Annotated in this window: 18 protein-coding genes; 12 read left to right on the plus strand and 6 right to left on the minus strand. The window is 70.6% G+C overall.

Annotated elements, in window-relative coordinates; translation table 11 throughout:
- The first annotated feature begins 45 nt into the window (after positions 1 to 45).
- Positions 46 to 627 carry a TetR/AcrR family transcriptional regulator gene (locus ACIP82_RS26520; protein WP_400656825.1) on the plus strand — a complete coding sequence of 194 codons (582 nt, stop codon included), beginning with the start codon at positions 46 to 48 and terminating at the stop codon, positions 625 to 627.
- Positions 628 to 945: 318 nt separating this feature from the next.
- The gene (locus ACIP82_RS26525; RefSeq protein ID WP_400656827.1) at positions 946 to 3,276 is read left to right on the plus strand and encodes a collagenase; all 2,331 of its coding nucleotides are present in this window, start codon (positions 946 to 948) and stop codon (positions 3,274 to 3,276) included.
- A 391-nt stretch (positions 3,277 to 3,667) separates the two neighbouring features.
- Here ACIP82_RS26525 and ACIP82_RS26530 read toward each other — a convergent pair whose 3' ends face one another.
- The gene (locus ACIP82_RS26530) at positions 3,668 to 4,105 is read right to left on the minus strand and encodes a hypothetical protein (RefSeq protein WP_400656829.1); all 438 of its coding nucleotides are present in this window, start codon (positions 4,103 to 4,105) and stop codon (positions 3,668 to 3,670) included.
- On the opposite strand from ACIP82_RS26530, the gene ACIP82_RS26535 reads away from it, so the two are divergent.
- Positions 4,086 to 4,595: a hypothetical protein gene (locus ACIP82_RS26535; RefSeq protein ID WP_400656831.1), complete on the plus strand. Its 510-nt coding sequence runs from the start codon at positions 4,086 to 4,088 to the stop codon at positions 4,593 to 4,595. The genes ACIP82_RS26530 and ACIP82_RS26535 overlap by 20 nt on opposite strands.
- A 61-nt stretch (positions 4,596 to 4,656) precedes the next feature.
- Here the strand turns inward: ACIP82_RS26535 and ACIP82_RS26540 are convergent, their stop codons facing one another.
- Both ACIP82_RS26540 and ACIP82_RS26545 read right to left on the minus strand, forming a co-directional pair.
- Positions 4,657 to 4,806, minus strand: coding sequence for a hypothetical protein (locus tag ACIP82_RS26540; protein ID WP_400656833.1), 150 nt, complete (start codon positions 4,804 to 4,806; stop codon positions 4,657 to 4,659).
- A 41-nt stretch (positions 4,807 to 4,847) separates the two neighbouring features.
- Positions 4,848 to 5,420, minus strand: a complete 573-nt coding sequence (locus ACIP82_RS26545) for a MarR family winged helix-turn-helix transcriptional regulator (protein WP_400656836.1) — start codon at positions 5,418 to 5,420, stop codon at positions 4,848 to 4,850.
- A 233-nt stretch (positions 5,421 to 5,653) separates the two neighbouring features.
- Here ACIP82_RS26545 and ACIP82_RS26550 point away from each other — a divergent pair, with 233 nt between their 5' ends.
- The 3 genes from ACIP82_RS26550 to ACIP82_RS26560 all read left to right on the plus strand — a co-directional run bounded on the left by ACIP82_RS26550 (position 5,654) and on the right by ACIP82_RS26560 (position 8,452).
- The gene (locus ACIP82_RS26550; RefSeq protein ID WP_400656838.1) at positions 5,654 to 6,853 is read left to right on the plus strand and encodes a cytochrome P450; all 1,200 of its coding nucleotides are present in this window, start codon (positions 5,654 to 5,656) and stop codon (positions 6,851 to 6,853) included.
- Positions 6,854 to 7,058: 205 nt separating this feature from the next.
- Complete coding sequence (locus ACIP82_RS26555) at positions 7,059 to 7,256, plus strand: ferredoxin (protein ID WP_400656840.1); 198 nt, start codon at positions 7,059 to 7,061, stop codon at positions 7,254 to 7,256.
- Positions 7,253 to 8,452: an NAD(P)/FAD-dependent oxidoreductase gene (locus tag ACIP82_RS26560; RefSeq protein WP_400656842.1), complete on the plus strand. Its 1,200-nt coding sequence runs from the start codon at positions 7,253 to 7,255 to the stop codon at positions 8,450 to 8,452. The genes ACIP82_RS26555 and ACIP82_RS26560 overlap by 4 nt, the downstream gene beginning before the upstream one ends.
- Positions 8,453 to 8,514: 62 nt before the next feature.
- Here the strand turns inward: ACIP82_RS26560 and ACIP82_RS26565 are convergent, their stop codons facing one another.
- Positions 8,515 to 10,005, minus strand: coding sequence for a multicopper oxidase family protein (locus ACIP82_RS26565; protein WP_400656844.1), 1,491 nt, complete (start codon positions 10,003 to 10,005; stop codon positions 8,515 to 8,517).
- Between the two features lie 13 nt (positions 10,006 to 10,018).
- Entirely contained in the window at positions 10,019 to 11,722 is a 1,704-nt protein-coding gene (locus ACIP82_RS26570) for an alpha-keto acid decarboxylase family protein (protein ID WP_400656846.1), read from the minus strand.
- Positions 11,723 to 12,180: 458 nt separating this feature from the next.
- Between ACIP82_RS26570 and ACIP82_RS26575 the strand changes: the two genes are divergently transcribed.
- The 5 genes from ACIP82_RS26575 (at position 12,181) to ACIP82_RS26595 (ending at position 17,042) form a co-directional block, all read left to right on the plus strand.
- Positions 12,181 to 13,251, plus strand: a complete 1,071-nt coding sequence (locus tag ACIP82_RS26575; RefSeq protein ID WP_400656849.1) for a fatty acid desaturase family protein — start codon at positions 12,181 to 12,183, stop codon at positions 13,249 to 13,251.
- A gap of 71 nt (positions 13,252 to 13,322) precedes the next feature.
- Entirely contained in the window at positions 13,323 to 14,468 is a 1,146-nt protein-coding gene (locus ACIP82_RS26580; RefSeq protein ID WP_400656851.1) for a glycosyltransferase family 4 protein, read from the plus strand.
- 55 nt (positions 14,469 to 14,523) lie between these two features.
- A complete protein-coding gene (locus ACIP82_RS26585; RefSeq protein WP_400656853.1) occupies positions 14,524 to 15,420 on the plus strand; it encodes an alpha/beta fold hydrolase in 897 nt (298 codons plus the stop codon).
- A gap of 147 nt (positions 15,421 to 15,567) precedes the next feature.
- On the plus strand, positions 15,568 to 16,572 hold the full coding sequence (locus ACIP82_RS26590) for an NACHT domain-containing protein (RefSeq protein ID WP_400656856.1): 1,005 nt from the start codon (positions 15,568 to 15,570) through the stop codon (positions 16,570 to 16,572).
- A gap of 14 nt (positions 16,573 to 16,586) precedes the next feature.
- Positions 16,587 to 17,042, plus strand: a complete 456-nt coding sequence (locus tag ACIP82_RS26595) for a hypothetical protein (RefSeq protein WP_400656858.1) — start codon at positions 16,587 to 16,589, stop codon at positions 17,040 to 17,042.
- Between the two features lie 130 nt (positions 17,043 to 17,172).
- Here ACIP82_RS26595 and ACIP82_RS26600 read toward each other — a convergent pair whose 3' ends face one another.
- A complete protein-coding gene (locus ACIP82_RS26600) occupies positions 17,173 to 17,346 on the minus strand; it encodes a helix-turn-helix domain-containing protein (protein ID WP_400656860.1) in 174 nt (57 codons plus the stop codon).
- 301 nt (positions 17,347 to 17,647) lie between these two features.
- Between ACIP82_RS26600 and ACIP82_RS26605 the strand changes: the two genes are divergently transcribed.
- Positions 17,648 to 21,011, plus strand: a 3,364-nt coding sequence (locus ACIP82_RS26605) for an alpha/beta fold hydrolase (RefSeq protein WP_400656862.1), incomplete at its 3' end; no start/stop codon positions are given.

The following is a 21,011-nucleotide window of genomic DNA, read 5'->3' on the forward strand; positions in this document are numbered from 1 at the left end:
CAGCAGTCGAGCTGTACCCATTCCCGCGCCCGTCGGAGGCAACCGATGACCACTCCTGAAACGACACGTGCCAGGATCGTCGAGGCCGCTGCCGATCTGTTCACCCGCTGCGGAGTGCGTGCGGTGGGGATCAACGAGATCTGGCGTGCGGCAGAGGTCGCCAAGTCGACGCTCTACCAGCACTTCCGGTCGAAGGACGAGTTGGTGGCGGCGGTCTTGCGCCGGCGCAACGACGCGTGGTGCGCGCGGCTGCGCGCGCTCGCCGAGAGCCGCGAGGCGCCGGCCGACCGGCTCCTCGCCATCCTCGACCTGCTCGGCGAGGAGTTCGCCGATCCCGCCTACCGAGGCAACGACCTGGTGAACGTCGCCGCCGAGTACCCCGACCCCGACCACCCCGTGCGGGTCGCCATCCGGGACCACAAGCGGGAGATCCTCCGCTACCTCACCGGCCTCGCCGCCGCCGCGGGAACGGACGCACCTGAGGGTGCCGCCGCCTTGGTACTCATGCTCGCCGATGGAGCCGTATGCGCCCGGGTCGGTCTCGGTGACACCGACGCCGCCCGCACCGCGCGCGGGGCAGCGGCACGACTGTTGTCGGCCGGCCCGGCGGGCACCACCGCCCCGTGACGAGGGGTCAGGCGCAGGCCCGGGCTTCACCCCTGTTTGTGGACACTTCCGAGAAGCGGATCTTCGGGTCCGCGGAGAGGATGTCCTCATGAGTGCTGCGAGGCACTCGGGGGAGTTCAAGCGGGACGCGGTGGCGCCGGTGGAGTCTCGGCAGGAGCAGGTCCGGAGCCGCCCGGTCTGACAACGTTTCGGTTGCGGCGGACGGCAATCCCGCCCTGGGCCTTCCCGACGCTATGCGACATGTGCCATTTTACATGTCACACATCGAGAGGCCGCGTCCCCAACACGCGGTCACAACGGCCCCGGAGGCCCCCACAGATGACGCGTCCCTCCCGGATATCAAAGGTCAATGCGCGTAGACTCCCCGCGCTCGGCGCGGCCTTCTTCATCGCGCTCGGCCTGTTCACGCCGCAGAGCCAGGCCGCCCCCGTCGGCGCCACGGCCCCGGCCGGCGCGAACGCCGCCGGACCCGCCGCGCAGGCGCCGCGGTCGATCCCGGTCCCCAAGTCACCCGACGCCAGGAACAACAGCCCCTTCAAGCTCTTCGCCCAGGACCACGCCGAGGAGGCCACCGCGCCGGGCGCCCAGGTCAGCGAGCCCGCCAAGGCGGCCAAGCAGTTCTCGGCCACCGCCGGGGAGCCCTGTCCGAACCTGTCCGGAGTGATCAACGCCACGGGCAGCGCGTTGGTCCAGCAGCTCAAGGCACTGCCGAACGTCCCCTGCGCCTACCCGCTGTTCAACCTCACCGGCGCCGACGCCGGGAAGGCCTTCAGCGAGTCCCAGATGGTGACCGTCGCCAACGCGCTGCGCGACACCTCCGCCACCTACCCGGGCGACAACAGCACGTCCATCGGGCAGCTGGTGATGTTCCTGCGCGCCGGCTACTACGTGCAGGAGACCCGCCCGAACGAGGTCGGCAGCTACGGCGCCACCCTGGACACCGCGGCCCGCGGCGCGCTGGACGCCTTCTTCGCCGCCCCGCACAGCAAGGACGTCACCGACGCCAACGGCGAGACCCTCAACGAGGTCGTCACGGTGATCGGCCAGACCCACACGCTCGGCCGGTACGCCGGCGTCGCCAAGTGGGTGCTCGCCAACTACAACGGCACCTGGCCCCAGTTGATGACCCTCTCCCTGGACCACTTCGAGTGGGTCATCAAGGACGGCTTCGACTCCAAGACCGACAGCCAGGGCTGGAAGGCCGCCCTCAAGGCCGATCCCGGCATCCTCGACACCTGGGCCGGCTTCATCACCCGCAACGACTCCCAGCTGAACCGCCTGGACATCGTCAGCAACATCGGCCGCTACCTCGGTTACGCCCTCGACGTCCCCGAGCTCAAGGACCGGCTGCGGCCCCTGCTCAAGGACCTGATCAACCGCTACCCGAACGTCGGCCCCACCGCCCCGATCACCATGAACCTGGGCTGGGCCACCCGCCAGTTCGACAAGGGCAACTGCGCGGCCTACGCCATCTGCGACCTGAACGACCGTCTGCTCCCCGTGGTCCTGCCGATCCAGCAGACCTGCAACCCGGGGCTGAAGATCCGCGCCCAGGACATGTCCCCCGGGCAGCTGGCCACCACCTGCACCAGCCTGATCAACCAGGACGCCTACTTCCACAAGGTGATCGGCGACAAGGGCGCGATCCCCGGTGACGTGAACACCAACCTGGAGGTCGTCGTCTTCGACGACTACACCCAGTACGCGCTGTACGCCTGGGCCTTCTACGACATCGACGTGGACAACGGCGGCATGTACGAGGAGGGCGACCCGGCCAAGCCCGGCAACCAGGCCCGCTTCATCGCCCACGAGGCCAGCTGGCTGCGCCCCGACTTCCAGATCTGGAACCTCAACCACGAGTACACCCACTACCTCGACGGCCGCTACAACATGTACGGCGACTTCGACGCCGGCATGGTGACCCCGACCATCTGGTGGGTCGAGGGCATCGCCGAGAACATCTCGTACGGCTACCGCAACGAGCGCAACACCGCCGCGATCAACGAGGCCAGTAAGAACACCTACAAGCTCAGCGAGCTGTTCGACACCGTCTACGGCCAGGAGGCTGACGCCGACGTCAACTCGAACCGGGTCTACCGGTGGGGCTGGCTGGCGGTCCGCTACATGCTCCAGGAGCACCGCGCGGACATCGAGACCGTGCTCACCAAGTACCGCGCCGGCGACTGGAACGGTGCCCGCACCTTCCTGAAGCAGACCATCGGCACCAGCTACGACGCCGGCTTCGCCACCTGGCTGAAGACCACCTGCGCGACCAACGAGTGCGGCCCCCTGCCGGAGGCCCCGGCCCCGGCCGCACCGCTCTGCACCATCGCCGACCCGCGCCAGTTCGACAAGAACTGCCGCCGCGACAACCTCGCGGCCACCACCGGCAACTACAGCTTCCACTTCCTGTACCTGCCGGCCGGCGTCAAGCAGCTGACCATCACCAGCAGCGGCGGCACCGGCAACGCCGACCTGTACTACGGCGGCAGCAGCTGGGCCACCACCAGCAGCTACCAGGCGAAGTCCACCAACGCCGGCAACAACGAGACCCTGACCATCAACAACCCGCCGTCCGGCTGGGTCTACTTCAGCCTCGCCGCCCAGCAGGACTTCACCGGCGCCAGCGTCACCACGCAGTACCAGTAACCGCACACCCACGACCTCGGGCGAGCGGTGAAGGGCCCGGGCGTGTAAGGGTTCCTGTACAAGTAGCCGTTGTCGTACCGATCAAGGGGCCTGCCGATCGAACGGAAGTCTCGATCGGGTGATCGCGGTCGGTAGCGGTATGGAAGCAGGGCCTCCTGGTAGCTCGGAGGGCGTCTACGCCAACGAGCGATCCAGGAGGCCCTGCTTCCGCGGTTTCTCGCAGTCGCGGCCGCGGAGCCCGGCCCGGTCACCCTCGTGTGTGACTGCCTGGCACACCCGGTTCGGAAACGCCGGCGACGACGAGGCCCGCGGGCGGCGACCCGCAAGCACATCGCCCGGGCACGCCGCCGGGTGAGGGAGACGGACGCGGAGGCCCCCGGCAGCGGCGGGTTCAGCCCACGCTGAAGGTCTCGGCGCGGGTCGGGACGACGGACACCTGCGCCGTGACCGGGCCGCCGTTGCGTGAGAGCTCGGCCAGCAGGCAGACCGTCTCCTCGGCGGAGCTCCACCCGCCCGGGTACAGCACGTCCGCCATCACACCGACCTGGACGGAGACTTCCTTCCTGGCCGCGGTGACGACGTGCACCGCCGTGCCCTTGGCGAGCGCCTCCAGCGAATCGACGGTCTGCGGCCCGGATTCGAAGGCCGGGGCGAGCCTGGCCGCGTACGTCCGGGCACTCGCCTCCGCCCCGGCCGCCGCCCGTACCCGGCGCTCCTCGGTCTCGACCCGGTCGCGGTGGACGATCACCACAACGGCCGCGATCGCCAGCGCCACGAGGACGGCGAGCCCGGCCAAGGGCGGGAAGCCCGTGCCCAGCGCACCGGCCACGGACGGGCTGCAGCCGCCCGGCTGGCGAAGCGCTGCGATCACCTCGGTCAAGGACACCGACCTGCTCCAGCGGTTCAAGGACCACTGGGGCCTCGACTTCATCACCCAGCAGATCGAGGGCGTCCCCGGCACCCTGCCCGACCACGTCTGCTACCAGGCGCTCAAGAAGCTCCCCGACGGCCACACCCTCGCCATCGAGATACGCGCCGACCACGAGGGCAACCCGCGCATGATCCTCGCCCTCTCCCGGGGGCAGGCCGACGACGCGTCGGCGGCGGATCTGACGGAGACCCTGGACATCGCCCTCAAGGGTCAGGCGACGGAGGATCAGAAGTCGTGGATGCAAGCCCAGTTCGCAAGCCAGCGGCCCGGCGCCGACCCGGCCCAGCCCCCCGTCCCCCGGCTGATCGCCGGAGGGCTGAACGCCGGCCTCAGCATCACGGCGGAGTACGCGTCGCTGGATATATTCTCCGACGCACCCTGGCCGTGAACCCGCCGCCCGCCGCGCCGGGAGGGAGCGCGACCCCTCTCCCGGCACCGCCGGCCGGCGGTCAGAGGCAGCGCCGCCGCCCCTCGCCGTCCGGCGGCGACCGCCACTGGTCGTAGTTGGTGGCGCCGTCGCCGAAGAAGCCGGCCCGGACCGCAGAGCGCGGCCGGCGGGTGAGCGCGGCAGCACCCGCCTTTCCCGCGCACGCCCGCAACGCCCGCTCCCCCGTCCGGGACCGCCGGCGGGGCGGCCGTGTCAGGTGCGGCGGGGCGGGCCCGAGTCGGCGTTCCCGGCGGCACCGGCGGTGTCGACGCTCCCGGCCGCCCGGCTCGGGGGCGTGGCGTCCTCGGACAGCATCGTGATCCGGACCTGCCGCACGTACCGGTCCACCAGGTGGCACAGCACGCTGACCGTGGCGGCGACGTCCGGCGCCGGAATACCGTCCAGCGCGCCGGTCAGGCTGGCGATGTTGGCCTGTTTCAGACGGTTGAGCATCGCCCGCCCTTCGGCCGTGAGCGCCACCTGGCGGGCTCGGCGGTCCAGCGTGTCCGGGGTGCGTTCCACCAGTTGCTGGCTCTGCAGCCGGTCGATCTGCCGGGTGACGTGGGAGGGCTTGACCATCAGCCGGGCGGCCAGGTCGCCCACCCGGCTGGCCTCCTCGGCCTCGGCGAGCGCGCGCAGCAGGTAGACGTCCGAACGCGCCGCCTTGATGCCGGCCCGCGCCATCTGGCGCTCGTGCTCCTGCGAACGAGTCAGCAGGTAGGCCAGCGAGGCCAGCACCGCCTCCAGCTCAGAGGTGGCGGTCGGATTGTCTGTCGCGTCCGGCATGGGGGAACTGTAGCGACCCCGTTCGGGGCGTGGCTCCCGTGTCGGCCCCCGCCCGGTTTTCGGACAGATTCGGCCGTCACCGGATGGGCTCTTTCGCCGCCACGGAACGCGAGTTAGCGTGACGGTGAGTTAGTTGCTTAGGGCATGTAATGGTCCTGGGCGCTACTCCACGGCACCGCAGGCCCATCCGCTCGGCGCCACCGGCAGATCCCGCTCCGAGAAGGGAGCCCATGATGGCCACCACCGCTCAAACCCCCCGGTTCACCCACCCCGCCGCCCGTGGCGGCTGCCCGTTCGACCCGCCGTCGGCCTACCAGCAGGCCCGGCAGGAGGAACCGATCAGCCGGATCGCGCTCTGGGACGGCGCCCCCAGCTGGCTGGTCACCCGCCACGACGACATCAAGGCGGTGCTCAGCGACGCCCGCTTCAGCTCGGACGCCGACCGGCCCGGCTTCCCGTTCATCAGCGCCGGAGCCCGCCAGTTGAGCACGGGTCAGCGGACCCTCATCCGGATGGACGACCCGGAGCACGCCCAGCTGCGCCGGATGCTCACCAGCGAATTCATGATCAAGAAGGTCGAGGCGCTGCGTCCCGAGGTCCAGCGCATCGCCGACGAGCTCCTCGACGAGATGACCGCCGACCGCTCCTCCGGCGACCTGGTCCGCGGATTCGCACTGCCGCTGCCCTCTCTGGTCATCTGCCTGCTGCTCGGCGTCCCCTACCAGGACCACGGCTTCTTCCAGGAGTGCAGCCGGGTCCTGCTGCGCCACGACTCCTCGGCCGAGGAGGTGCGGATCGCCCAGAAGAACCTGGCCGACTACCTGACCAAACTCACCGACTCCAAGCGCACCGAGCCCGACGACGGCATCCTCAGCCGGCTGGTGGCCCGCGGCGAGCTGAGCACCGAGGAGATCGGCGCCATGGGCCGGCTGCTGCTGGTCGCCGGGCACGAGACCACGGCGAACATGACCGCGCTCTCCGTCCTGGCCCTGCTGCGGAACCCCGACCAGCTCGCCCGCCTGCGCGAGCACCCGGAGTCGGTCACCGGCGCGGTCGAGGAACTGCTGCGCTACCTGACCATCGTGCACTCCGGCCTGACCCGGGTCGCCACCGAGGACGTCACCGTCGGCGGCGTCCGGATCCGGGCGGGCGAGGGCGTGATCTGCATGATCAGCACCGCGAACCGGGACGAGCGGCGGTTCCCGGGCGGCGACGAGCTCGACCTCTCCCGCGACTCGCGCCTGCACCTGGCCTTCGGCTTCGGCGTCCACCAGTGCCTGGGACAGCCGCTGGCCCGGCTGGAACTGCAGATCGCACTGAACACCATCCTGCGCCGACTGCCCGAACTGCGCCTGGCCGTACCGTTCGAGGAGATCCGGTTCCGGGGCGACATGCTCATCTACGGCGTCCACGAGCTGCCGCTCGCCTGGTGACGCGGCATCACCGCGGCCGACCCTGCTGACCGGCCGCCACCCTGCCCCACCGCCCCACCGCCCCGCCGCCCCGGGCCGGTCACCCCGGGCCGGTCGCACACGTCGGCGGGACCAGCCCGGCACCACCGTTCGCACCTACGAGATCCACCCCACCACGGTTCGCCCTCCACGAGGTCCGAACCATTCATGTTCCGAAGGGAAAGCCATGCTCGTCCACATCGACCAGGAAAAGTGCTGCGGCGCCGGACACTGCGTGCTCGCCGCCCCCGAGGTCTTCGACCAGCGGGACGAGGACGGCATCGTCGTCCTGCTCGATGCCGAGCCGCCCACCGACTTCCACCAGGCCGTCCGGGACGCCGCCGCGGTCTGCCCGGCCGCGGCGATCCGGCTGGAACAGCTGTGACCGCTCTGCGGGAGGTGGCCGTCGTCGGGGCCGGCGCGGCCGGGCTGCACGCCGCCGAGGCGCTGCGCCGGGCCGGCTACGACGGCCGCCTCACCCTGATCGGGGCCGAGGACGAGCCGCCCTACGACCGGCCGCCGCTCTCCAAGCACCTGCTCAGCGGGAAGTGGCAGCCGGACCGCCTGGTGCTGCGCGGCCCGGAGGCGCTGCACCAGCTCGCCGTCGATCTGCGCCTGGGGGTGCGGGCCGAGCGCCTGGACCGCCGGGACCGGACCGTGCGGCTGGCCGACGGCGGTCGGGTGCGCTGCGAGGCCGTCATCCTGGCCACCGGGGTCCGCCCGCGTCGGCTGCCCGGCGCCGAAGCGCCGCTGGCCGGGGCCCACGTGCTGCGCACCCTCGCGGACGCCCTCGCCCTGCGCGAGGAACTACGCGCGGGCGTACGGCTGCTGGTGGTCGGCGGCGGGCTGCTCGGGGCCGAGGCCGCGGCCACCGCCGTCGAACTCGGCGCCGAGGTGACCTGGCTGGTCTCCACCGCCACACCACTGGCCGGGGTACTGGGCAGAGAGACGGCCGCGCTGCTGGCAGGCCTGCACCGCGAGCACGGGGTACGGATCCGCCGGGGCGTGGCCGCCGCGGTCACCGAACGGCACGGCCGGGCCTCCGGCGTGCGGCTGGCGGACGGATCCCAACTGGCCGCCGACGCCGTGCTGATGGCCGTCGGATCCGAGCCGGCCACCGAGTGGCTGGCCGGCAGCGGCGTCCTGCTGGACGACGGCGTGGTCTGCGACGCCTACTGCGCCGCCGGCCCCGGCGTCTGGGCGGCCGGTGACGCCGCCTCCTGGCCCGACCCGCGCACCGGCCGTCACCGGCGCCTCGAACAGCGCACCAACGCCAGCGAGCAGGCGCTGTACGCCGCCCGGAACCTGCTGGCCGGTCCGGACGGCGCCCGGCAGGCCTACGAGCCGGTCCCGTACCTGTGGACCGACCAGTACGGCCTGCGGGTCCAGGCCTTCGGCAGGCCGGGCGGCGCCGAGCGGTTCGAGGTGGTCGACGGCAGCCTCGCGGAGCGGCGGTTCGCCACCGTCTGCGTGCGGGACGGGCTGGTCTGCGGGGCGGTGGGCATCGCCTCCGCCAGGGCGATGCGCGGGCTGCGCGCGCGGGTGGCGGCGCACAGCCCGTGGCCGACGGGGCCGGCGTGAGCCGAGCCCGGGGCGATCCGGCCGCGGTGAGCCGACGGTCTGCGGTTTTCGGCCGCCGGACCCTACCGCTGCCGTTCCGTCGCACTGCCGGGGACGATGTCCAGAACCGCCATCATGCCGTTGTCCTCGTGGTTGAGGATGTGGCAGTGCAGCACGGTCCTGCCGGTGAAGTCGGCGAAGCGGATGCGCAGCACGGCGTTTCCCCCGGCCGGGACGTTGATGGTGTCGTACCACCGGTGCCCGCTCCCGGTGGGCCGGCCGTTGACGCTCATCAGCTGGAACTGGTTGGTGTGGACGTGGAAGGAGTGATCTTCGCCGGTGTTGTTGACGACGGTCCACTCCTCGACGGTGTTCAGCCCGGAGGTGATGTCCACCCTGTTCGGGTCGAACTTCTGGCCGTTGATGTAGAACTCGGTGCCTGCCGCGTTCTCCGTGTAGACGATGTCGTGGCGGGCGGCGACGACGGCACCGCTGAGGTCCTCGTTCGGTGCGAAGCGGTCGGGCAGCCGCTCCGGCTGCACCGGACTGCCCTCCGTGACCACGGTCGCCAGATCCACCTGGGGGAACTGGTTCCCGGCGGGCCCGGTGTCGTAGGCCAGCGTCTGCAGCGGGGCCTGGCCGGGCGACCCGCCCTGCACCAGCACGTCGAAGCGGGCACCGGCCGGGACGACCAGGGAGTCCGCGGAGTAGACGTGCTCGACGGGGTAGCCGTCCTGGGCGATCACATGGAACTGCCGGCCCGGCAGGTGCAGCTCGTAGTAGATGTTGGCGCCGATGTTGGCCAGCCGCCACAGTTGGGTCTCGCCCGGCCCGATGCTGATGACGGGTTTCTGCTGACCGTTGATCGTGCGGTTGGTGGGCGCGCCGATGCTCAGGTTCTCGATCTTGACGGAGTCACCCTCGGTCTGGTCGTCCTTGAGCGCGATGACGCGCTCGGTGATGTCCTTCAGGGGGTGGGGCAGGTATTCCCTCAGCCCGTCGACGATGATGATGCCCGACTCGCCGCCGGCCACCTGCGAGGCGGAACGCATGTCGGCGTGGGAGTGGTACCAGTAGGTCCCCGGAGTGATGTCGTGAGGGATCCGGTACGAGTAGTGGAAGGTCCCACCGGGTTTGATCTCGATGAAGATGTCGTCGGACGGGCTCTCGGGTGAGACATGGAGCCCGTGGACGTGGAGGTTGGTGTCCTCGGTCCACTCGTTGACCATGTCCAGCTCCACCCGGTCGCCCGGACGGATGCGGAGGGTGGGCGGCATGTAGGAGCCGTTGTAGGTGAGGGCGAACAGCTCGCTGTCCCCCACGGCCACCTTCCGCCTGGAGACGGTGATCCGCGCCTTGAGGACGCCGTCATGGCTCACCAGCTGCGGAGGGTCCTGCAGCGGTCGGCCGGTACCGGCGGGGGACGCCGCGGGTGAGTGCGGCGGGTCCGCGGACGGCGGCGCCGCGGGTCTGACCGACTGCACGGCCCAGGACGTGCCGGCACCGCCGGTGGCGGCCGCCGTGATGAACACCAGACCGGCGGCGAGCAAGGACAGGGACGCACGGGGCCGCATGGGTTGTCTCCCGTCAGAGCTGGACGCCGGGCCGGTGCTGCGGGCCGCGGGGGCCGTAGTCGACCTCCGCCATACCGTGACCGGAGTCGATGACGAGCTGCGGGGCGTCGTACTTGTCCATGACCGCCTCGATGAAGATCATGCTGTCGTGCGGGGCGGCCAGCGCCTCCTTGAGTTCGGCCGGCGTCTTCACGACGAACGTCCGGGCGGTCGTTCCCGGGTGCAGGACCTTCGGCAGTTCGGCGTAGGCCCAGTTGGCGATGTCGTTGAAGTGCCCCTGCTTGCCGCAGATGGCGCGCTCGACGGTGTAACCGCCGTTGTTGATCAGAAAGATGACGGGCTTGAGGTCGTGCCGGAGGATCGTCGACACCTCCTGCGCCGTGAGCTGGAAGGACCCGTCGCCCACGAAGAGCAGGTGCCGCCGCTTCGGCGCGGCGAGGAGCGTGCCGAGGACCGATCCCACGCTGTAGCCGATCGAGCCCCAGACGGCCTGGGTGACGATGGAGCACTTCGGCGGCAGCCGCAGCCCCCAGCAGCCCGCCTCGGAGGTGCCGTCCTCGGCGATCAGCACGTCGCCCTCGCGGATGAAGTCCTGGACCATGCTCCAGTACGCCGCCTGGGTGAGCGGATCGGACATCACGACCGCGCTCGCCTCCTGCGGCGTCCCGGCCCGCCGGAAGTATCCCGAGGTCCTGGCCGGGGCCTTGTCGGCGACCCGGCGGAGCAGTTCCTTGAGGTAGACGGCCTGGTAGTTGTCCGGGCCGATGTCCACGGCGTCACCGCGGGCGTCGATCCGTCCGGCGGGGAGCGCGTCGCTGAACCCCCCGGACGTCGTGTCCACGCGCCGTACGCCGATCGCCAGCAGGCAGTCGCTGTTCTCCACCGTCTCGCGGATCTCGGGCTTACTGCCCGCTCCCGCGTAGAGGCCGAGGAAGTACGGGCTGGTCTCGTCGATGAGCCCCTTGACAGTGTTGACGGCGGCGATCGGCAGCCGCATCCTGCCTACCAGTTCCAGCAGTTCGCCGGTCACGTCGAAGCGGTCCGCGTCGATGTCGACGAGGATCACGGGCGAGCGCGCGTTGGTGAGCCGGGCGACGATCGCGTCGGCGCACGTGCTCAGCCGTTCGGGATCGCTCGGTGGCATGGCGAGCTCCAGCGGCTCCGGCGGGACCTCGACGTCCAGGTAGGCGATGTCGGAGGGCAGTTCCAGGTAGACGGGGAGCTTGCGCTGCCAGGCGGTGAGGATGAGCCGGTCGATCTCCGTCACGGCGTTCCGCGGCGTCAGCCTGGTCTGTGCCGCCGTGACCTGGGCGTAGCCGCGCATGACGTCGTCGTGGTCGGTGTCGCCCGAGGTGTGGTGCATCAGCAGCTTCCGGTCCAGCGCCTTCAGCGGAAGCGACCCGCAGACGCAGACGACGGGAACGCGCTCGCTGTAGGCGCCGGCGACACCGTTGATGGCGCTCCAGGCGCCGACGCCGTGGGTCACCACGAGCCCCGAGATGCCCTTGAGCCGCGCGTACCCGTCGGCCGCGTAGGCGGCGTTCAGCTCGTTGCAGTTGCCGACCCACGTGAACTCGTCGCGGTCCTCCATCTGCAGGAGGAACTCGAGGTTGTAGTCGCCGGCCACTCCGAACAGGTGCGAGATGCCCGCCTCCCGCAGGCGGCGCAGCAGGAAGTCGCCGATGGTCATGGTCGAACGTGCGGTCGTGATCGTCATGTGGTTCCCTGTCTCGCGGCTTCCCGAGCCCCCTCCTGCCCCTCCCAGGCAAACCCGCCCGGAGCACCCCCGCGACCGGGAGGCAGCCGCCGGAGTGACCAGGTGGGGCGGACGTGGTCCCATCACCGCTTCGAGCCGGGAGGGGCTCTGCGGGACGGACAGGCCGGGACGGGCCGGGACGGTCGGTGTCAGGCACGCCCGGCCACGCGAGGTGCCGAGCACCCGGACAGGTCGGCGGTCGATCGCACCGGACGCACGGGAAGGCGAACAGCCGACCGTGCTTCGGATGCGTGACGGAGCGGCGAGGCCCGCCGCCCGCCCGATCGAGCCGTCTCCGCCCGCGACACGGAGCGGTGCCGGGACAACGACGGGTCGGGTACTGAACGCTGAGACCACCCGGCCCGGGGCCTCACCGCGAGGCTGCCACGGCCGGAGCGACCCGAGACCGGGATGGTGGCATGACCGTTCAGGACACCCCGACCACCGGGACCACCCGGCGCGGCGACTTCGCCGAGTTGTACCGGCGCGTCTCGGAGGCCGGTCTGCTGCGCAGGCGCCCGCTGCACTACGCGTGCCGGAGCGCCGCGCTGTTCACGGCCCTGGCGCTGCTCCTGGCCTGGTTCGTCGTGCTCGGCGCGAGCTGGTGGCAGCTGTGCCTCGCGCCCCTGTTCGCCTTCTTGCTCGGCCAGTTGGCACTGCTCGGCCACGACGTCGCCCACCGCGCGGTGTTCGCCGGCCGCCGGGCGACCGACCTGGCCGGCATCCTGCTGGGAAACCTCGTGGTCGGCATGAGCTACGGGTGGTGGGTGAGCGACCACAACCGGCATCACGCGCATCCGAACCGCGCGGGGTACGACCCGGCCGCCGACTCCATCCTCTTCGTCCGGACCGCCGAACAGGCCGGCCGGGCCAGGGGGTTGAGGCGGCTCGTCGCCAGGTACCAGGCAGAGCTGTTCTTCCCGCTGCTCTCCCTCCAGGCGCTCGGCCTCCTCGTCGCCACCTGGCTGACCCTGACCCGGGGCCCGGTCCGGTACCCGGCCCTGGAACGCACCCTCGCCGCGCTGCACTACATCCTGTCGGCGGCCCTGCTGGCCGTCGTCCTCTCACCGCTCCAGGCCCTGGCCTTCGCCGCGGTGTGCGGATCCGTGCTCGGCGTGTACCTGGGGTGCGTCTTCGCGCCCAACCACAAGGGCATGCCGATGACGGGCCCGGACGCGGAGCGGACGGACTTCCTCCGGCGGCAGGTACTGCCCTCCCGCAATCTGCGGGCCGGCCGGTTCGTCCACCTCGTGTTCGGCGGTCTCGGCTACCAGATCGAGCACCATCTCTTCCCCGCCATGCCGGTGGTGGCGCTGCGCCCCGCCTCGCGCATCGTGCGCGACTACTGCGCGGAGATCGGCGTGGAGTACTGCGAGGCGGGCCTCTCCGACTCGTTCCTGGAGATCCTCCGGGACCTGCGCGCGGTCGGCCGGTCCCTCCCGGCGGGCCCGGCCCGCCCGGCCGTACCGGGAACCGGCGGTGCCGGGTGAGCCGGGTCCTGCGCGGGCCTGCGGCGCGCCCCGCGGACGTCCCGGCTCCCGGTGGTGACCGGCTCCGCGTCGTGATCGTCGCCGAGTCCTTCGCGCCGCAGCTCAACGGTGTCGCCCACAGCGTGCTCAGGGCCGCGGAGCACCTCGTGGCCCGGGGGCACACTCCGGTCGTGGTGGCACCGGCGCCGGGGGCCGCTCGGCGGTACGGGGGCGACGGCCCCGAGCGGGCGTACGGCTACGAGGTGGTCCGCGTCCCTTCCGTGCCGCTGCCCGGCTACCCGGAGGTACGGATCGCGCTCCCGGGGCGGCAGGTGGCCGACGCCATCGCCCGGCACCGCCCCCATCTGGTGCACCTGGCCGGTCCGTTCATGCTCGGGGCGGCCGGAGGGGCCGCTGCCGGGCGGGCGGGGATCCCGGTCGTGGCGGTGTTCCAGACGGACATGGCCGCCTATGCCAGGGCCTATCTGCCGGTGGCGGGAGCTGCCGGCGCCAGGCTGGCCTGGCGGCACCTCCGGCACATCCACGCCCCGGCCGCACGCACGCTGGCGCCGTCCCGGGCGTCGCTCCGCGCCCTGGTGGCGCAGGGCGTTCCCCGGGTCCACCTGTGGCCGCGCGGCGTGGACTGCCTGCGGTTCCACCCCCGCCACCGCGACGAGGCCCTGCGCCGGCACCTCGGCTCCCCCGAGGAGGTCCTGGTGGGATACGTCGGGCGCCTGGCGGCGGAGAAGCAGGTCGACCGGCTGGCGGAGGTGTCCCGGCTCCCGGGCGTACGGCTGGTGGTCGTCGGCGACGGTCCCCTCCGGTCCCGGCTGGAGGCCGCACTGCCGGACGCGGTCTTCCTGGGCCGCCGGACCGGGCACGAACTCGCCCGGCTCTACGCCTCGTTCGACGTGTTCGTCCATGCGGGGCCGTTCGAGACGTTCGGCCAGACCCTCCAGGAGGCCATGGCGAGCGGCCTGCCCGTCGTCGCCCCGGCGGCCGGCGGACCGCTGGACCTCGTACGTCCGGGGCGGACCGGATTCCTCGTCCCGCCCGATGCGCGGAGGGGGTTCCGGGAAGCCGTGGAAAGGCTCGCCCGGAGCAGGGAGCTGCGGGTGGCGCTCGGGCGGGCCGGCCGTGCCGCCGTGGCGGAACGCAGCTGGGAAGCGGTCGGTGACCGGCTCATCGGGCACTACCGGCTCGCCATCGCGGAGACGGCCGGGCCCCTGCGGGAGTGAGCCGGCCGGCAGGAGACGAGGACGGGTTGGGACCATTCCGGAGGAACAGACCATCATGCAGCAGACTCTCGCCGTCGAGTACGTCCGCAGCGCCGCCCCGGCCACCGACACCGCCGTGTTCCTGCACGGGCTGGGCGGGTGGACCCACAACTGGGCCGGCCTGATCGACCTGTTGCGGACCTCGGCGCACTGCCTGGCCCTCGACCTCCCGGGCTTCGGGAGGTCGGCGCCCCCACCCGACGGCGATGTCACCGTCGAACGCCAGGCCGCGGCCGTGGCCGACCACCTCGACCGGACCGGACACCGCCGCGTACACCTGGTCGGCAACTCCCTCGGCGGCCTGATCGCACTCCACCTCGCCACCCGACGACCCGATCTGGTCGGCACGTTGACGCTCATCTCGCCCGTACTGCCGACATTCCCGCCGGCGCAGGCCCTCCGGGTGGCCCTGCTCGGACTGCCGGGCGCCCCGCGACTGTACTCCCGGCTCCTGGCCGCCCAGAGCCCCGACCGCCGGCTGGACGACCTCTACCGCCTCATCTACGCGAACCCCGCCCTCGTCGGCACCGAGCAGCGGGCGGTGGAGGCCCGCGAACGCCGGCGCCGCACGGAACTGCCGTACGCGCAGGACATGCTGGCCGAGGGGGTGCGCGCACTGGCCCGCGCGTTCGTGCGGCAGGGCGAGGCGTCGGCCTGGCGCCAGGCCCGCCGGGTCACCGCCCCCACCCTGCTCGTCTACGGACGGGACGACAACCTCGTCCCCTTCCGCACGGCGCCCCGGGCCTACGCGGCCTTCCGCGACGTCCGCCTCCTCACCCTGCCCGGCGTCGGCCACGTCGCCATGCAGGAGCGGCCGGCCCCCGTGGCCACGGCGATCCGCGCCCTGATCACCGAAGCGAGCCGCGAGCCCCCGCCAGGAAGGGACGGCCGCACGGGGACGGTACCGGGGTAACGGGAGCCCTCTCGCATCACCTGTCCCCGCCCGGGACGGCGGCGAGGTCCGGATGGCCGGCACGCCGCTGGCTCACTCGCCCTGCTCTTGGCGCCGGGCACCCTCTCCGCCTAGCGAGGCCAGGACGCCCAGACATACAGGTTTGTCGTGGCTCCCCGCCCGCTGCCTGGCGGGGAGCTCGACAACATCGGCTTTCGGCCGCCCCGATACGATCTGGAACCGTTCAGTCCGGACGAAGTGCACCGCGTTGCCTGGGGCTGGTTCCACGCCTTCGAGCTGGCCGAACCCAACCGCGTCGCGACCCGGTTCACGCAAGCCTTGGCGCGCAGCCGGCTGTCCGACCTCGCCCGAATCCCCTTGATGATCTCCATGCTCTGCCAGTTGCACGCCATCCGCCCCGGTCGGCCGCTGCCCGCTAGTCGAGGCCGGATCTATCACGACTTCATCGACCTGCTCTACAAGCACCAGCACGTCCGTGGCGCTACTGGTATTCGGCTGCAGACTCGTGCAGCTCTGGAGTGCTACGGCAGCAACGCCCTCGACCAGTCCGAGCGTACGCTCAGCTCTCTTCCGGGCCTCATCGCCCTGATCGCCGCCAAACGCCTCGCCGGGAGTTCCCAGCCGGTGATCGACATCTTGGCCTCCCACCCTGACGCCCAACGACCTGCCGAAGTCCCGACCGACGTGTGGCGGGCTTTCCTCGATGACGCTCTGCGACGCAGCGGCCTGTTGACGGTCCGCTCAGGGGAGTTCGTGTTCCTGCACCAGACCCTCCTGGAGTACCTGGCAGCCCGCCACGTCATCCCGGACGAGCAGGACGGCGCCCGTCTGCTTCGTCGACTGTTCGGACGATGGACCCGGTACGGCCCATCCACCAACGATCCAGGCATCAAGTGCCGCCTGTGGTTCCGCAAGATCTGGAGAGCACCGCTCAATGTGGAGGCGTCCTATCTCGGCTTCCTGCTCGACGTAGCCCAGGAGAAGGACCCCGCTGCTACCGACGTGCTCCCCTGCAACGTCTGGTTCGACGCGGGGGATTCGAAGCCTGCCGGTTCGTCGCCGAGCAGGCGCGCCTTGGCACTCTCGTCCCCGCTGAAATCATCGACGCCACCGCCGACCGCTGCGCAGCGCTGGCCCAGAACACTACGCTGAACAGCGCACTACGGGTGAAGGCCACCGAGTCGCTGGGAGCACTCGGCGACTCGCGAAGTGCCGACCTCTACGCCGAACTGGCGGGCGACGCCGCCCTCAAGAGCAACTGGCGGGTGCAGGCTGCTGAGGCACTTGCCGAACTCGACGATCCACGCGGCTCCGAGCTGTGCGCCATGCTGGCCGTCGACGCCAGCTTCGACGGGATCCGCCGCATGCAGGCTGTCCGGGCCCTGACCCAACTCGACGACCCGCGCAGCGGGGACCTGTATGCCGTGCTGGCCAGTGACCCCACCGTCAGCGGCGGAATCCGGGTCCAAGCTGCGACTGCGCTGGCCGCACTGGACGACCCTCGCGGCCGCGACCTATATGCGGTTCTGGCGGCCGACACCACCCTGGACGACCATTGGCAAATGCGAGCGGCTGCCATGATGGTCAAGCCCAACTCACCTGACGCCCCCTTGAGATTCTGAATGGTTGAGCTGCGGGACGAACTGATATTGGCGCTTGAGGTCGGTTTGCCCCTGAGACGAAATGGTGATTCTTCCCCAGAGGCTGACCTACCCCGTTCGTTCGCCGCCAGCGTCACGCAGCAGGCATACGCTACTGCTTCACCCACGCCTGAACGTCGGAGACCTTGAACTGCAGCTTCGTGTTCTTCCCACTCCCGAACCTGTACGGGATGAGACCCATGCGGGACGCCTCCCGATACACCCACGGAACTGACGTATTCAGATACTCCGCGGTCTCCCTGACGCTCACGGACTGCTGAGCCACGGGACCTCCTCTGTGACGGCTACCAATGCCGGAGAGGTTCGCACGGGAATAGCAGTTTGGCCGAGCCGCGATCACCTGCTAAACGTCGGCTCGGCAATCCCTGATCCCTCCAACCAGCTTGTCGGCAATCGCCGCCCGGCGCTTCCGCGAAAGCAACACCTTGCCTCCCAGCGAGTCGCGCTCGTAGGCACCGGGCCAGCTACGGCACCCCGGCGCCCGAGCACCGTCATCTGCTTCACCTGATCCAGCCCGCGGTTCTGTGAGTAATCTGGCGGCCGGGGAATTTTGGGGAGCTGGCCGAATGGGGGTGCCCGCGGTGCTGGGTGTAGTGATGGTGCACGGCTTCATGTCGGGCCCGGAGGTGTGGGACCGGTTCACCGGCCTGATCGCTGAGGACACGGATCTGGCCGGAGCACAGGTGTTGCGCTTCGGGTACCGAACCAAGCTTTGGAAGCCGTGGAACCCCACGCGGGTGATCCCTTCGCTGGACACGGTGGCGGACAGCCTGAAGGAGTTTCTGCGCACGGAGGCCGAGCGGTTCGAGCGGTTGGTGCTGGCGGGCCACAGCATGGGTGGGTTGGTGATCCAGCGCCATCTGGTGCGGATGCTCGCCGACGGCCAGGGCCTCCAGCTGCACCGCATCAAACGGGTCGTGCTGCTGGCCACCCCGAGCGCCGGCTCCCTGCTGGGTCTGGAGGCCCGCCGGGCGCTGTTGCACGGAAATCCTCAGGAGAGGCAACTGCGTCCGCTGAACGAGCAAGTCAGCGACACGCTGAGCAGGGTGTTGAAGGGCGTCATCAACGCGACCGAGTTGTCCGACTACACCTGCCCGATCCCCTTCTCCGTCTTCGCCGGTGAGGAGGACGGCGTCGTCCCCCGAGCGTCCGCGCAGGCAGTCTTCTCCGACGCCGCGGTTCTGCCCGGAACCCACTTCACCATCGTCCAGCCCGACTCGGCCACGCACCGCAGCTACACCACCGTCAAGCGGTTGCTGTTGGAGGCGAGCACCGACAGCGACCCCCCAGATGGCACCGTAACCATCCTCGGGCCTGCCGCGTTGGAGGTCCACACTGCCACCTATCCCGACAAAGCAACGAGCCCCTCGGTATGGCTGACGCCCTACCTTCCGCGCGACCACGACCGCGAACTGTGCGACGCACTTCGCCCAGCGCTCACCGGCGGACCGTCCCGCCTGGTCGTCCTCATCGGCGAATCCTCCACTGGCAAGACCCGAGCCCTGTACGAGGCCCTGAGCACCCTTGCCCCCCATCACCCCCTGCTCCGCCCGTCCGGCGCTGCCAACCTGCTCGACATGCTCGAGGCCGGCCGCGTTCGGCCAGGCACGGTCCTGTGGCTCAACGAGGCTAAACGCTTCTTGTACGACGCCGACGGCAAGGCCGCAGCCGAACAGCTTCACGCCCTGCTGCAGCGAAGCTCCGGAATCGCTGCCGTTGCGACCCTCTGGCTTGAGCCGTACTGGAACGAACTCACCTCCGAGCAGCCGGGGGCGCCGTACGCAGCCGCGAAAGCCCTGCTCACCCATCCGGCCCTCGCCACTCAAATCAGTGTCCCTCATCGCCTGTTCGAGGCCGACCTTCGGGCTTGGAGGGTCCTCAGCGCCAGACGATCCGATCCGCGGCTTCGGGAAGCTCTGAACGCTGGAGCCTCCGACGGGCGGGTCGTCCAGCACCTCAGCGGCGGACCGGAACTCGTGGACGCCTACACGGCAGGCCCTGGCGCCTACTACACCCACCAGGAGCATGCGCTCCTCACTGCTGCGCTGGACGCACGTCGGCTCGGCCACCGGGCCCCGCTGACCGCCGACTTTCTTGCCCACGCCGCCGACGGCGTCCTCGACGCCCGCCACCGGGCCGCCGACCCCCAATGGGCCCGCGCCCTCCTCGAAGGTCTCGCCGCCGGAGTCCGGGCCGACCGCACTCGTACGGACATCCGCAACACGATCACCCCGCTCATCGCCGTCCGCAGCCGAGCCGGAGAGCCCGCTCGCTACGAACCAGCCGACTACCTGGATCAACACACCGTCCATCACCGTGCTGACCAACCCGGCGCCCCGTCCCTCTGGGAAGCCGTGACTATCCACCCGCTTGAACGGGATGACGTGGTCCGACTCGCGCAGGCAGCGTGGGATCGGGGGTTCCGCCAAACGGCCGTTCGACTATGGGATCGAGCGGTCCGGGCCGGACACCCCACACTGGCCCTGGCAAATCTCGGAAGAGAGCTGGATCCCGATCACACAGGTGGCGCCATAAGCGTCCTTTACTCCGACCCGACCAAAACACCCGCAGTGGCCGATCTGCTGGACGCACTTCACCAGGCCGGCGCCGACGAAGCTGTACAGGCGCTCTTGGCATCCGACCCCGCCACCCAGGCAGACCTCGGCGATCTGCCCGCCGTGGCACAACTAGTGGATGCGCTGCACCGAGCTGGGGCTGACGAAGCCACGAAGGCCTTGGGAGTTCGGGCCGCCAGCCACACCGACCTGACCGATCCGTCCGCGGTGGCCCAGCTGGTCGACGCGCTGCAGCTGGCCGGGCTTCGTGAAGCTGCCAGGACCTTGGGAGTACGGGCCGCCAGCCACACCGACGTGTCCAATCCGCGCTCGGTGGCACTGCTGGTGGACGCACTGTACCTGGCCAGGCTCGATGAAGCCGTCAGGACCCTGGCAGTACGGGCCGCCAGCCACACCGACGTGTCCAAACCGCGCACGGTGGCACAGCTGGTGAAGGCGTTCCACCTGGCCAGGCTCGATGAAGCCGTCAGGACCCTGGGACCGCGAGCCGCCCGCTATGCCAACCTGACTGACCCCTCTGGAGTGCGCGTTCTCCTGCTCTCCCTTGATCGGACCGGGCTCGACGAAGCCGTCAGGACCTTGGGGGTGCGAGCTGCCCGTCATGCCAACCTGACCGATCCTTATGCGGTGGCCCGATTGCTGGAAACCCTGCGCGAGGCCGGGGTTGAGGAGGCCGTGCAGACATTGCTGGCCCTCGACCCCGCCAGCCACGCCAACCCGATCGATCTGCCCGGGGTTTCCTATCTACTGGACGAGCTGCGCGAGGTCAGGGCTGACGAAGCCGCCAGAACCCTCGGAACACGAGCCGCCCACCATACCGACCTGACCGATCCAGGGGCGGTGACGCATCTGCTGGACGCACTACACCAAGCCGAGGCTGACGAAACCGCCAGAACCCTGGGGGCACGAGCTGCCGACCACGCCGATGTAACTAAGTCGTCCACGGTGGCCCAATTGCTGAGTGCCCTGTGCCGGGCCGGAGCTGACGAGGCCGTACAGGCGTTGCTGGCCCTGGACCCCGCCAGCCACGCCGACGTGACCAAACCGCGCGCAGTGGCCGATCTGCTGGACGCACTACACCAAGCCAGGGCTGACGAAGCCGCCAGGGCCCTCGGAACACGAGCCGCCCACCATACCGACCTGACCGAAACAGGGGCGGTGACGCATCTGCTGGACGCACTACAGCGGAACGGGGCTAACGAAGCCGCCAGGACCCTGGGGACACGAGCTGCCACGGACGCCGACGTAACTAAGCCGTCCACGGTGGCCCAATTGCTGAGTGCCCTGTGCCGGGCCGGAGCTGACGAGGCCGTACAGGCGTTGCTGGCCCTGGACCCCGCCAGCCACGCCGACG

Origin of the sequence: Kitasatospora sp. NPDC088548 (assembly GCF_044753005.1) — a bacterium.
Lineage (GTDB): Bacteria > Actinomycetota > Actinomycetes > Streptomycetales > Streptomycetaceae > Kitasatospora.

Coding starts and splice junctions, on each gene's coding strand:
- ACIP82_RS26555 (WP_400656840.1), top strand. CDS start 7,059: ATGCTCGTCCACATCGACCAGGAAAAGTGCTGCGGCGCCGGACACTGC.
- ACIP82_RS26575 (WP_400656849.1), top strand. CDS start 12,181: ATGACCGTTCAGGACACCCCGACCACCGGGACCACCCGGCGCGGCGAC.
- ACIP82_RS26585 (WP_400656853.1), top strand. CDS start 14,524: ATGCAGCAGACTCTCGCCGTCGAGTACGTCCGCAGCGCCGCCCCGGCC.
- ACIP82_RS26550 (WP_400656838.1), top strand. CDS start 5,654: ATGGCCACCACCGCTCAAACCCCCCGGTTCACCCACCCCGCCGCCCGT.
- ACIP82_RS26520 (WP_400656825.1), top strand. CDS start 46: ATGACCACTCCTGAAACGACACGTGCCAGGATCGTCGAGGCCGCTGCC.
- ACIP82_RS26545 (WP_400656836.1), bottom strand. CDS start 5,420: ATGCCGGACGCGACAGACAATCCGACCGCCACCTCTGAGCTGGAGGCG.
- ACIP82_RS26565 (WP_400656844.1), bottom strand. CDS start 10,005: ATGCGGCCCCGTGCGTCCCTGTCCTTGCTCGCCGCCGGTCTGGTGTTC.
- ACIP82_RS26570 (WP_400656846.1), bottom strand. CDS start 11,722: ATGACGATCACGACCGCACGTTCGACCATGACCATCGGCGACTTCCTG.
- ACIP82_RS26525 (WP_400656827.1), top strand. CDS start 946: ATGACGCGTCCCTCCCGGATATCAAAGGTCAATGCGCGTAGACTCCCC.